Genomic DNA, 13,062 nt, shown 5'->3' with positions numbered 1-13,062 from the left:
AGAACGATAGGTATCATAAACTGATAAAAAGAGTTAATATTGATGGTTTATCCGATCGGGCTTTATCGAGTAGAAACGGAGCAAAATGGCTGTTATTTTGCTCCGTTTAAAGTTTTAGGGTGCAAAATAACAGCCGAATCTTTAAGTTGACAAATCGCTTATGCTGTTTTAATATAAAGGAGAAATGATCCGACTACAATTATAGTCGTTGTTTGGAACTGTAATAAAAAAGCGAACCAATCAAACAAAGGAGATGGAGAAAGTGGAAGCAAAAACATTTGATATAGAAGGGATGACCTGTGCTTCGTGTGCCCAAACAGTAGAAAAAGCAACAGCCAAGCTTAACGGTGTGTCAAAAGCAACAGTTAATCTGGCAACAGAAAAACTAAGCGTTGAATATGATGAAAGTCAACTATCAGAAAGTGATATTCAAAAAGCCGTAGCAGATGCTGGTTATGAAGCATTGAATAATGACCAACGAAGAACCTTTGATATAGAAGGAATGACCTGTGCTTCATGTGCTCAAACAGTGGAAAAAGCAACAAATAAGCTAAATGGTGTGTCAAAAGCTTCCGTGAACTTAGCTACAGAAAAAATGGTAGTTGATTTTGATCCTTCAACGGTGAATGTATCAGACATTACTAAAGCCGTGTCTGATGCGGGGTATGAGGCGGTTGAACAAATCGATACGGTGAATACTGTAGATAAAGATCGTGAGAAGAAACAAAAACATATCAAAGAAATGTGGCAACGCTTTTGGCTCTCGGCTGTCTTTACGGTTCCTTTATTATATGTAGCTATGGGACATATGGTGGGATTACCTTTACCAGCATTTTTAGACCCCATGATGCATCCGGAAACATTTGCAACGCTTCAATTGATTTTAACGATTCCAGTATTGTATTTGGGTAAAAGCTTTTTTACAGTCGGATTTAAAGCCTTATTTAAAGGTCATCCTAATATGGATTCTTTGGTGGCTTTAGGAACAAGTGCGGCTGTTGTTTATAGCTTGTATGGAACAGTTATGATTTTTATTGGTGATCCGCAATTTACAACAGCACTGTATTATGAATCAGCAGGTGTGATTTTAACCTTGATCACATTAGGGAAATATTTTGAAGCTGTGTCAAAAGGGAAAACCTCAGAAGCAATCAAAAAATTAATGGGCTTAGCACCAAAAAATGCCCGTGTTTTCCGTAAGGGTCAAGAAATGGAAATCCCAGTGGACAGTGTTCAATTAGAAGATATTATTGTTGTACGACCAGGAGAAAAAATTCCAGTGGATGGTGTAGTCATCGAAGGCTCTTCAGCAATTGATGAATCAATGTTGACAGGTGAAAGCATGCCTGTTGAGAAAAAAATTGGAGACAATGTTATCGGAGCAAGTATCAACAAAAACGGTAGTTTCCGTTTTAAGGCAACGAAAGTAGGGAAAGATACAGCCTTGTCTCAAATCATTAAATTAGTGGAAGATGCCCAAGGCTCAAAAGCCCCCATTGCTAAAATGGCGGATAAAATTTCTGGTGTGTTTGTACCGATCGTCATGGTTTTAGCTGTTTTAGCTGGTTTGGCATGGTATTTCTTGGGACAAGAATCGTGGGTATTTGCGTTGACGATCACTATTTCAGTATTAGTGATTGCTTGTCCATGTGCGCTAGGTTTAGCAACACCGACGGCAATTATGGTGGGAACTGGAAAAGGCGCAGAAAATGGTGTCTTAATCAAAAGTGGAGATGCACTTGAAACGACTCATAAAATCCAAACGATTGTGTTTGATAAAACAGGAACAATCACAGAAGGCAAACCTAAAGTTACAGATATTGTTACAGCGAATGGAATGACAGAAAATGAGTTATTACGTTTAGCGGCTTCTGCTGAAAAAGGTTCAGAACATCCCTTAGGTGAAGCTATTGTCAATGGAGCAGAAGAAAAAGGGCTGACAATCTCAGCTACAGAGGCATTTACGGCTATTCCAGGTCACGGAATTGAAGTGACGATCGAAAGCAGTCGTTTATTATTAGGCAATAAAAAATTGATGGATGATCGTGGAATCGCTCTAGAAGATCTAGGCAATAAATCCGATCAATTGGCAGAACAAGGAAAAACCCCAATGTACATCGCCAAAGATGACCGTATCGCTGGAATTATCGCAGTAGCGGATACGATCAAGCCAAACAGTATCCCTGCAATCAAAAAATTGCATCAAATGGGGATTGAAGTAGCGATGATTACAGGAGACAACAAACGAACGGCACAAGCAATCGCAAAACAAGTTGGGATCGATCGTGTGCTAAGTGAAGTATTACCAGAAGATAAAGCCAATGAAGTAATGAAATTACAAAAAGAAGGCAAGAAAGTCGCCATGGTTGGTGATGGAATCAACGATGCACCAGCATTAGCACAAGCAGATATTGGAATTGCTATAGGCTCTGGGACAGATGTGGCAATGGAGTCAGCGGATATTGTATTGATGCGAAGCGATTTGATGGATGTTCCAACTGCTGTTGAACTAAGCAAAGCAACAATCAAAAATATCAAAGAAAATCTATTCTGGGCATTTGCGTATAATACCTTGGGAATTCCTGTCGCAATGGGTGTTTTGTATTTGTTCGGTGGACCATTATTAAATCCAATGATTGCAGGAGCTGCAATGAGTTTTAGTTCTGTTTCTGTATTATTGAATGCGTTGAGGCTAAAAGGATTTAAACCGTCAGCTTTGAAGAAATAGACTGAAAAGTAAAAAGGAAGAACGGACCTAGCTCTTGTTTTCCAAGAAGCAGCTTTTCATTACACCGTTAATTTGACGGGTACTAGATATAGCTGTTAGGTTATCTTCTAGACCCGTCCATTCGATTTCTAAATGATTGGGACATGGCTTGTAGAGCTGTGTCTCAATCATTTTTTATTTTTTTTAGAGGTTGTGTTCGTCCATCGTAGTCTGTATAAGTTATCTTCTGAAAGTCGCCAGACTCTCTATTAGAAAAAGTGAGTGTCTCGTTGATTTTTTTTGATTTAAAAATGATTGTATCAGAGGTCAACCAGACCAAACGAAGCTTGAATTTATAAAGTACCCCATATAGTTTCGGGACAATGAAAAATAATTCGTCCTGTTGTCTGACGATGTCCACTGTTGAGAGATTATCTAATAAAAATGTTCCGACAAATTCACTGAGTGAGGGAAGGGGCTGTTTTTCTACTTGACTAATCATAGGAAAAGAGGTGGGTACTTCTTCGCCAAACCATAGTTCAGCGATATTTTTTGTAATAGTAGTAACAGGTATCACATCAAGATTACTTAAGAAGAGGATTGTTAATTCATCTGTTTCAAACTGCTTGATGGCGCTGACATAGCCACTAATATTTCCAAAATGTTGTCGGCATGTCTGTCCATTAATTGTAGTAATATCCCAGCCACAGGCGTAGCTACTTTGAGAAGGTGTGGACATCAACTGTGTTAACTGTTCCGGGATCAATAAATGGTGTCTAATTCCTTGATCCCAACGATACAAATCATGAATCGTTGAATAAAGTCCGTATGCGCCTAACGGAAAGGATAAATTTGTTTGAGGCGTTTGAATTTCTTTTTCCCAGTAGCTATAGCTAAACGCTAAATTTTCAATGATATCAGCTTCATTGGCGCAACCAGTATTCGTCATTTTAAGTGGTTCAAAAATGTGTTCTTTTAAAAAAGCGGCATACGATTGACCTGAAACAAGCTCAATAATCTTTGTCAGTAACAAATAGCCAGAACTAGAATAAGCGAACTGAGTTCCTGGTTTAAAATCAAGTGGTAGATATTTAAACAACTCAATCATATCGTCTAAAGTCCAACTAAGTCGCATTGTAACTTCCCAAAAATTTTCTAGTGCAGTAAAATCTGGAATACCTGAAGTGCACGTCATACATTGATAAATTGTTATGTTAGCTCCATTTGGATATTCAGGAAAATAAGTATCTATCGTGTCATTTATACTCAGTTTACCGTTATGGTGCAAAATCAAAATAGCCATTGAAGTAAAAGCTTTCGTCAGTGAGCCGATTTGATACTTGGTGTTATTTGTATTCTTGAGATTAAATTCAAAACAAGAAGAACCATAACTTTTTTCTAAAATAATTCCTGTACGATCAGCAATCAAAAGACTACCGTTTAAGTATCCCTGTTGTTGATAATCTGATAAATATGCGTGTATTTTCTGTTTAAAATTCATGCTCATTCTTCACCTGATAATTCTGTTGAAAGGCCACGATGCATTTTCCAAACATCTTGACCCAAATTACTCATAATCGTAATCATCAGTTCGGTGTTTTGATTATAAGAAGAAATAAATGAGATTCCAGGGTCTTGTCCTTGCATATAAGGAAAAGCGACCGCATTTTTTGTAGCAAGCCAAAAACCATAGCCATAATAATCAGAGCCTTGTGTTGTCTGCATCAAATTTACCGCATGTGTAGAAATGATTTTTCCGCTGAAAAGAGTTTGCCAAAAACGTTCAAGGTCTTTTAAGGTAGTAAAGCAGCCGCCAGCGCCAGTACCTTTGGCATCTATACTATAAATATTACTATAATACTCGTTTGATTTTGAATCAAAAATATAAGCATTGGCTGTATTAGCGGGTAGCCGATCTAAAGCATAATAACCAGTGGAACTCATGTTAGCTGGTTTGAAAAGTATTTCCTCTAGATAGCTATCGAAATCTTGGTGCGTCAATTCTTCAATAATCATCGCTAAAAGAACATATCCGGTATTGTTGTATTGAAATTTATTTCCTGGGGAATACATCATTTTTTTATGGATAAAAAGAGGAAGCAGATCACTATTTTTACGTATTTTATAATTTGGAAAATCAGTCCATAATTCAGCATAATCAGTGATGACCTCTTCGTCATAGTAGTCACCAATCCCAGAAGTATGATTGAGTAGTTGATGAATGGTCACCTGTGGATCTATATTAGGCAATGAAGCTGAAAGAAGCTCAGTAATTGGTTGATCGATTCCAAGTTGTTTTTCTTCCAGTAGTTTCATGATTGCAATAGCGATAAATGTTTTTCCGCCAGAGGCAGTGCCAAAAATCGTATCTAATTCATTTTCTATTTTATTTGGATAGTCACGATAACCGTAAGCTTTAGTAAATAATGATTTTTGCTCAGAAGTAATACTGATAAAGCCGCTAAAATCATCAGCGATAAATTGAGTTAAATCCATGTTTGATCACTCCTTTAATATAATTCATTTCCAGTGTATACGATCAGTTTATCATTAATTGTTCCTAAAGGTTATAGATTTTTAAGCAAAGTTTATACAGACATAGAATAAAATGGGATAACGTTATTCGATAAATTTAACTATTGATTCAGAAAACGATTACATATACAATTATAATAACAAACGTAATTAAATGGCGATTTATGAAAACAGATCTATAGCTACAAGTCAGTATCTCGAAAAAAGATGGCAAAAAACTTGTGTAACAGTTCAATTTAGAAGGAGGAGGAAAAAATGTCAGAGTTTAAAGAAAAATATGGTGAGTGGGGCATTATCTTTGGTGCCACTGATGGTGTTGGAAAAGCAATGGCTAAATCATTAGCTGAAAGAGGATTAAACGTTGTATTGATTGGCAGAAGAACGGAAGCATTAGAAAGTTTAGGCAAAGAATTGAAAGAAGGCTATCAAGTAGATTATCAGGTTGTAACAGAAGATTTATCTACGGATGGATCAATTGAACGAATTATTGATCAAACAAAAAAATTAGATGTTGGTTTTGTTTCTTATGTTGCTTGTTTAAGCGTATTTGGTCCGTTATACGAACAAACGTGGGAACAAGAAGAAAAAATGATCAACGTTAATATTGTGTCATTTATGAAATATTTCCATTACTATACAAAATTATTTAAGGAAAAAAATCGAGGCGGAATTATTAATGTTGGTTCAATGTCTGGCATAACTGGTGCGCCTTATATTGCTCAATATGGTGCTGGAAAGTCATTTATTATTAAAATGACCGAAGCTGTAGGTTTTGAAATGTTAGAGACCAATGTAGATGTTATGGTTCCAATTTTAGGCTCAACGATTACGCCAAGTTTCTTAGAATCTCTGCCTGATACTGAAGCTGGCAAAGCGGCCTTAGCAGCTGCAATGACCCCAGAAGAATGTATGGATGAAATCTTTGAAAACTTTGGTAAGACCCGTTCAATGATTTTAGGAGACCTTAATCGCCAAAATGCACAAGCGATGGCTGGACAGCCTTCAGATCAAACCATTGAGTTTGTGGGCAATCTATTTAAATAAAGAAAACATGCATATGTTATAATACACGTGAATGAAATATAACGAAAGAAAAGGAAGTGAACAGCTGATGGATACCTATAAATTAATATTGATCATGCTCCCGCCGCTTCCCGGAGATAGATGTTTTTTTTCACCCCTTTAATTTAATGAATTAGTGAAGTGGACTAGACTCTCGGGAAAAAGATAAAACCTGAAAGAGGCTAAAAGCGCCTCAGTCATTTTTTCCTATTTTCCATTCGAGCCTGAACGAGCCCACTTCGCTTTTAATGGTATCTAGCGAAGTGGACTAGACTCTCGGGAAAAAGATAAAACCTGAAAGAAGCTAAAAGCGCCTCAGTCATTTTTTCCTATTTTCCAAACGAGCCTGAACGAGCCCACTTCGCTTTTAATGGTATCTAGCGAAGTGGACTAGACTCTCGGGAAAAAGATAAAACCTGAAAGAGGCTAAAAGCGCCTCAGTCATTTTTTCCTATTTTCCATTCGAGTCTGAACAAGCCCACTTCGCTTTTAATTTAGGAGGAATTTTCTTGAAAAAAAGCATCAAAACTCACGTACCTTCAGTAGTATTACTGATTGTTTTAGTAGGATTTCCGCAAATTAGTGAAACGATTTTTACTCCGTCGCTTCCTGATATTGCAAGTGATTTTAATATCTCGATGTCGGCGGTGCAGTTAACATTAAGTGTTTATTTTTTAGCTTTTGCCTTTGGTGTGTTTTTCTGGGGGTGGCTATCTGATTTTATTGGACGTCGTAAGGCAATGCTTTACGGATTAGTTGTTTATGGTTTGGGAAGTTTTCTTTGTTTTAGCTCTGGGGCGATCGGTCCATTATTATTCGCTCGTTTTGTTCAAGCTTTTGGCGCAAGTACAGGATCGGTGGTAACGCAGACGATTTTACGAGAAAGCTACTCAGGAAATAAACGCCATGCTTTATTTGCTCAAATTTCTGCCGCGTTAGCGTTTACTCCAGCGATTGGTCCGTTAATTGGCGGGATTATTGATCAGTATTTAGGATTTAGATCGGTCTTTTTTGCTTTGGTTGTGATGAGTGTGTTGGTTTTCAGCTATGCATTTTTACGTTTGCCAGAGACATTTCAACCAGAGCAGCGAGTGCCGGTAAAGTTATTGCCGATTATTAAACGCTTGCTCACAAATCCTAAAGTTTTGACGTATGGCTTTTTAATTGGTGCAATCAATGGGTTACTATTTAGCTACTATGCAGAAGCGCCCTTTATATTTATTGAGTATTTTCAATTATCTACAGCAACCTACGGCTTTTTGGGAATTAGTGTTGCGGGTGCATCTATTTTTGGTGCGTTGTTGTCCAAGCGATTATTGTCTGTTTATGAGCCTGAAAGAATTATTCTTCTAGGGCTTAAAGTTGTTATTATCGGAACGATTTTTTTAGTGTTTGTTGCGATTGGAATTTTTCCGAAAACTATTCAATTTTGGACGATGTTAGTTGGAATTTTTACAGTATTAACTGGGACAGGAATGGCTTTGCCAAATTGTCTTAGTTTGGCTTTGGTGGACTTTCAAGAGGTGATCGGTTCAGCAGGAGCACTCTTTAGTTTGGGGTATTATTTGCTTGTTAGTGTGTTTACTTTTGGCATGAGTAAATTTCACAATGGTACATTGTTAGCAATGCCGCTATATTTTCTTGTAATTGCTAGTTGTATGTTTGTTTTGGCGTGGAAATATCTGATGAAAATGAACTAAGAAGCGAAAAGGATAGCTATAAAAAACATCTGCGTGTAGTTTGCGTAGATGTTTTTTTGAATGAAACCTATTACTTGTGGTACTGTTAGAAGGAGACAAGAGGAGGCACTTCGATGAAAGAGATTTTAATACAAGCGTTTGGTTTTTGCTTTATGATATTTTTAGGTTATTTGATGAAACGTATTGGTTTATTAAAAAAAGCTGACGGCGGAATGTTATCGGTTATTATAGTGAATATCACCTTACCAGCGACAGTGATTGTTAGTCTAGCGAATGCGGCTGTTTCAGGCACATTGTTTTTTTTGTTGGCAATGGGAATTATATTGAATATCGTGGTTATTTTAGTTGGCAGTCGAGTGAGTAAAAAGAGATCGAGTGTAGAACAACAATTTCAATTGTATTCGATGTCTGGTTATAATATCGGGAATTTTAGTTTGCCTTTTATACAAGGGTTCTATCCGTTAGCGGTTCCTTTTTTATTAATGTTTGATATTGGAAATAGCGTGATGTTAACTGGTGGAAGTACCTTGTTGATTGATAAAATGATCGGTTCACAAGAAGAGACGACATTAAAGAAAATTATCTTATCTTTATTTAAATCTGTCCCATTTACGGCATATATGGTCATGTTAGTGCTAGGAATTATTCAAGTGAGATTACCAAACGAATTGGTGAGTATACTAGAAATGATTGCTAAAGCCAATGGGTTTTTATCTATGTTTATGATCGGGTTATATTTTGAATTACGATTACCAAAAAAAGCATTGCAGTTAGTTAAAGAAGTCCTAGCTTGGCGTTATGTATGTGGCGGAATCTTAGCATTGCTGTTTGCTTTTGTTATCCCGTTAGATCCGATGTTGCGAATTGTTTTAGTGGTATTAAGTTTAGCACCGATGCCGACATTTTCAGTCATCAATAGTGTGAAAGCAGGGATGCCGGAAGAAACGGTTGGTTTTACTTCTTCTTTGAGCATTTTGATTAGTTTAGTTTTAATGACACTTGTGATGATTTTGATGGGATAAGTGATGGAAGAGAAAAAAGTAGTTAGCTAATTTTTGAAAAAGCTAACTACTTTAGAAATATATTTTATTGATGAATCAAGTGCTCTGCAATCACAAAATCACCTTCATAAGGTGTATCTTTGCCGCTAATTTTTTGATATAAATCAGCCCCTTTTCCGGCTAAAACAACCGCATCTTCAGGATTGCTCAGAGATAGTGCAATTTTGATGGCTTCAGCTCGATCGATTACCGTTTCTACTTGGATATCACTTGTAATGTGTGTCGCAATTTCTGCACAAATATCGGCTGGATTTTCATCGGCTGGATCGTCTGTTGTCAAAATAGCAATATCTGCAAGCTCTGATAAAACTGCTCCAAAATCTTTGCGCCGGGAAATGGCTTTGTTTCCTGTGCTGCCGATTACGACTAGTAAACGGCCATCAGGATGTTCCTCTTTGACAAACGTTAAAAGGTTCTTTAAACTGTCATAATTATGTGCATAATCTACATAGACCTTCGCACCGTTTTTATTCGTCAATAATTCCATTCTTCCAGGAACCGTGGTTTCTTTGACTCCTTGTTGACAATCTGTGTGGTCGGCACCAACTAAGGCGCTGGCAATAATGGCACTCAATGCGTTGCCTTTGTTAAAGTCTCCACCTAAGCGTAATTGATACTCCCCTGCAACCTGTAAAGAATCAGTCGTTGACTGAACAGTAAATGTAAGAGAATCATCTGTGTTTGCTTGATAGGTATAATCAATGTCTGGTTGATTTTGAGTGCCATTACCATAAGTAATATAAGGTGTTTCCAAAAATTCAGCCGTTTCTTTCAAAAGTTGGAAATAATCTGAGTTGTGATTCAAAATAATCGTTTTTGAATGGGCAATCAATTGACGTTTGCAGAAAAAATAATCATCGAATGTTGGATGCTCGATCGGGCTGATATGATCAGGTGTGATATTTAGAAAAATGCCTACATCGAAAAATAAACCATATACACGATTAGTTTTATAAGCCTGAGAAGAGACTTCCATAATAAAATGCGTCATCTGATTCTCGACTGCAGTTGCCATCATTTGATAAAGATCCAAAGATTCTGGTGTAGTCAAATGAGATTTAAAATACGTTTGTCCATCTAATGTTGAATTCATAGTAGACAACATCGCTGTTTTTTGATGGGTCGCATGATCCAGAATGAATTTTGTGAAGTAAGCCGCAGTCGTTTTCCCTTTGGTACCAGTAAAACCAATCAGCTTTAATTTTCTTTGGGGATAGTCATAAAATGCCATACTCAAAACAGCCATCGCTTTTTTGATATCAGTGACAATAATTCCAAGTTTGGCAGAAACGTCATAAGGTTCTTCCGCTATATAGACATCAAGACCAGATGCTACGGCATCTGCTAAATATTTTGCTTTGAAGTTCAATCCTTTGCAGAAAAATAGAGTGTTAGCACTAATCGTACGAGAATCGTAGGAAAGTGCGTCAAATGATTTATTGGCTAACGACTCAGGGATCGTCAAGGACCAACCTGAATCTGAAGTAAATTCTTTTAAAAGCTGTTCTTTCAGTAAACATTCACGGATTTTTTCTAAAGAAATAGTCATCATTACGCCTCCAAGTGGTAGTTAAATCTGAACGTCTGTTTTTAAATGGAAAAACTATTTAGGAATTTATCATACAATTTAAATGCTAAAACTTCAAGACGCTTGGCTAAGAGAGAAAAAAATCGTTGAACAACGAAATTCTTTTGAACAATGCGCGACCTTTTTAACTTTTATTAAAATAACAAATATATAATAGATATTTTTATTAGAAATCTGAAAAAAACGTAATAACAAGCGTTTTTTTAAGCGTTTTTCTTCTGAATATAAAAGAAAAACAAATAATTTAGAATGGAGTGTTCGCTTGGTTTTTAGATATTTAAAAAATGTGTAGTCACTGTTTTTGATGAAATCTGTAGATAAAGAATAAATTAGTGAATTTATTCGAGAAAGTCGTTGCATATACTTGATTTAACAATTAAAATAAAGGAAGCATGTTTGAAGAAAGTTGGAGGAGTTAAATGATAAATCAACCAAATCCTGCTGATCAACCAATCTTGACCAACCAAGAAAAAATGGTTAAAGGGTCAGCATGGATGACAGCTAGTAATATAATTTCTCGGTTATTGGGTGCGGTCTATATCATTCCATGGTATGCATGGATGGGAGAGCACGCCAATGAAGCAAATAGTTTATCCTCAATGGGGTATACTGTGTATGCTCTCTTTTTATTAATATCAACAGCAGGAATACCTGCGGCAATTGCGAAGCAGACCTCTTATTATAATTCATTGAATGAATATAAACTAAGCAGGCAATTGTTTTATAAAGCGCTCCAATTAATGGCTATTTTGGGTGCGATTTCTGCAATTATTATGTTTCTTGCAGCACCGCTATTGGCTAAATGGTCAGGTGGAGGCGAAGAACTGATACCGACCATGCGAGCTTTAAGTTTAGCTGTTCTGATTTTTCCTTGTATGAGCGTAGTACGTGGCTATTTCCAAGGGAATCAAGATATGATGCCATTTGCTTTGTCGCAAATTGTAGAACAAGTTGCCCGTGTTTTTTATATGTTATTAACAGCGTTCATCATTATGAAAGTGTTCAAAGGAGACTATGTTAGTGCTGTAACGCAATCAACATTAGCCGCATTTATCGGAATGTTAGCTAGCTTCGTTGTTTTATTTTTCTACATTCGTAAGCAAAAACCAATGTTTGATTATCTTGAAGCACACAGTGCCAATGAACATGAAGCTTCTACACGAGATTTGTTGACGGAAACGTTAAAAGAAGCAATACCGTTCATTATTGTAGGTTCAGGTGTGACGGTCTTTAAGTTAGTTGACCAGTTTACATTTTCTAATTTTATGAATACATTTACTACGTATTCTGGCAGTCAATTACGTACGTTGTTTGCCATTTTTAACGCTAATCCAGATAAATTAACGATGGTCGTTATTGCTTTAGCAACCTCAATATCAGCGACAGGATTACCGTTGATTACAGAAGCGATTACGTTAAAAAATTATCGTGATTTATCCAAACTAATTAGCAATAACTTGCAGTTGTTTCTGTTTGTGATGCTACCTGCAACATTTGGCATGATTGTTTTAGCTAAACCTTTATATACAATGTTTTATGCACCAGATGATTTAGGTGTATCTGTCTTGATTCAAGCCTGCTTTGCTGGTTTGTTTATGGGACTGTATATGTTATCGTCAACGATGTTGATGGGAATGTATGAAAATAAAGCGGCAATTAGATATTTTACCTTAGGGTTAGTACTTAAGTTATTAGTTCAATATCCAAGTGTGCGTCTGTTTGAAGTATACGGTCCCTTGATTGCTACGATGATAGCTTTTACATTCTCTTGCGTATTGATCATGAGGAAAATCAAAAAAGTCAGCCGCTTTAATTTTGGTTTAACCTTACGTCGGGGCTTATTGATATTTTTGATCACTCTAGTAATGATGGTAGCCGCTTTGTTGATGAGACAATTCCTATACCTATTTTTAGATCCTATGCGTAAATTCCAATCATTTTTGATTATTTTGATTGTAGGAGTATTTGGTGGAGGCGTTTATGGTTACATTACATTAAAACTCCGTCTAGCAGATAAGTTACTAGGATCAGGCGTAGTTAAGATTCGTCGCAAACTGAAAATAAAATAAAAACGTAAAGCCAGGAGCAAAAAAATTAATTTTGTCCCTGGCTTTGACTATGAATACTGTTAGGGAATGAAGATTCGTGTGGAGGATGTTTTTAATAAAGAAGATATTACAGTTATAGAAAGAGCCATTCCACGATAAAGAATGAGTGTTTTTTCTCATATTTAGTTGTGGAGAGTTATATAGCTTAGCGTCAAAAATGGTTTCTAAGCTCAGATTGATGACTGAAAAATATCGTTAAGCGCATTTTTCATTTCAAAGCTGACAGACTGTTGGCAAACCTCCATGATAATATTGTTGTTGCAAGACACTTTTATTTTAATTATCTAGCTTTGCAGGCTAG

Annotated in this window: 8 protein-coding genes; 5 read left to right on the top strand and 3 right to left on the bottom strand. The window is 36.5% G+C overall.

The window, feature by feature from the left end; translation table 11 throughout:
- Positions 1-262 precede the first annotated feature (262 nt).
- On the top strand, positions 263-2,728 hold the full coding sequence (locus tag A5880_RS06460; RefSeq protein ID WP_086331031.1) for a heavy metal translocating P-type ATPase: 2,466 nt from the start codon (positions 263-265) through the stop codon (positions 2,726-2,728).
- Positions 2,729-2,891: 163 nt separating this feature from the next.
- On the opposite strand, the gene A5880_RS06455 is transcribed toward A5880_RS06460, so the two are convergent.
- Both A5880_RS06455 and A5880_RS06450 read right to left on the bottom strand, forming a co-directional pair.
- Positions 2,892-4,208, bottom strand: a complete 1,317-nt coding sequence (locus A5880_RS06455) for a serine hydrolase domain-containing protein (RefSeq protein ID WP_179190451.1) — start codon at positions 4,206-4,208, stop codon at positions 2,892-2,894.
- Between the two features lie 2 nt (positions 4,209-4,210).
- Positions 4,211-5,203 (bottom strand): serine hydrolase domain-containing protein, encoded by a 993-nt coding sequence (locus tag A5880_RS06450; RefSeq protein ID WP_086331033.1) that lies wholly within the window; start codon positions 5,201-5,203, stop codon positions 4,211-4,213.
- A 294-nt stretch (positions 5,204-5,497) separates the two neighbouring features.
- Between A5880_RS06450 and A5880_RS06445 the strand changes: the two genes are divergently transcribed.
- The 3 genes from A5880_RS06445 (at position 5,498) to A5880_RS06435 (ending at position 9,026) form a co-directional block, all read left to right on the top strand.
- Positions 5,498-6,286 carry a 7beta-hydroxysteroid dehydrogenase gene (locus tag A5880_RS06445; RefSeq protein ID WP_086331034.1) on the top strand — a complete coding sequence of 263 codons (789 nt, stop codon included), beginning with the start codon at positions 5,498-5,500 and terminating at the stop codon, positions 6,284-6,286.
- Positions 6,287-6,813: 527 nt separating this feature from the next.
- Complete coding sequence (locus A5880_RS06440) at positions 6,814-8,004, top strand: multidrug effflux MFS transporter (RefSeq protein WP_086331035.1); 1,191 nt, start codon at positions 6,814-6,816, stop codon at positions 8,002-8,004.
- Between the two features lie 113 nt (positions 8,005-8,117).
- Positions 8,118-9,026: an AEC family transporter gene (locus A5880_RS06435; RefSeq protein ID WP_086331036.1), complete on the top strand. Its 909-nt coding sequence runs from the start codon at positions 8,118-8,120 to the stop codon at positions 9,024-9,026.
- 64 nt (positions 9,027-9,090) lie between these two features.
- Here the strand turns inward: A5880_RS06435 and A5880_RS06430 are convergent, their stop codons facing one another.
- Entirely contained in the window at positions 9,091-10,614 is a 1,524-nt protein-coding gene (locus A5880_RS06430) for a UDP-N-acetylmuramoyl-L-alanyl-D-glutamate--L-lysine ligase (RefSeq protein ID WP_086331037.1), read from the bottom strand.
- A gap of 458 nt (positions 10,615-11,072) precedes the next feature.
- Here A5880_RS06430 and A5880_RS06425 point away from each other — a divergent pair, with 458 nt between their 5' ends.
- Complete coding sequence (locus A5880_RS06425) at positions 11,073-12,722, top strand: putative polysaccharide biosynthesis protein (protein ID WP_086331038.1); 1,650 nt, start codon at positions 11,073-11,075, stop codon at positions 12,720-12,722.
- The last annotated feature ends 340 nt before the right edge of the window (positions 12,723-13,062 follow it).

The organism is Enterococcus sp. 4G2_DIV0659, from assembly GCF_002140715.2.
Classification (GTDB): domain Bacteria; phylum Bacillota; class Bacilli; order Lactobacillales; family Enterococcaceae; genus Enterococcus_L; species Enterococcus_L mansonii.
Note: the sequence above shows the minus strand (reverse complement) of the source record. Positions and strands in the feature narration are given on the sequence as shown.

What these genes read in the sequence shown, in the direction of transcription:
- A5880_RS06425 (WP_086331038.1), top strand. Translation starts at nt 11,073, where the DNA reads ATGATAAATCAACCAAATCCTGCTGATCAACCAATCTTGACCAACCAA.
- A5880_RS06445 (WP_086331034.1), top strand. Translation starts at nt 5,498, where the DNA reads ATGTCAGAGTTTAAAGAAAAATATGGTGAGTGGGGCATTATCTTTGGT.
- A5880_RS06430 (WP_086331037.1), bottom strand. Translation starts at nt 10,614, where the DNA reads ATGACTATTTCTTTAGAAAAAATCCGTGAATGTTTACTGAAAGAACAG.
- A5880_RS06455 (WP_179190451.1), bottom strand. Translation starts at nt 4,208, where the DNA reads ATGAATTTTAAACAGAAAATACACGCATATTTATCAGATTATCAACAA.
- A5880_RS06450 (WP_086331033.1), bottom strand. Translation starts at nt 5,203, where the DNA reads ATGGATTTAACTCAATTTATCGCTGATGATTTTAGCGGCTTTATCAGT.
- A5880_RS06435 (WP_086331036.1), top strand. Translation starts at nt 8,118, where the DNA reads ATGAAAGAGATTTTAATACAAGCGTTTGGTTTTTGCTTTATGATATTT.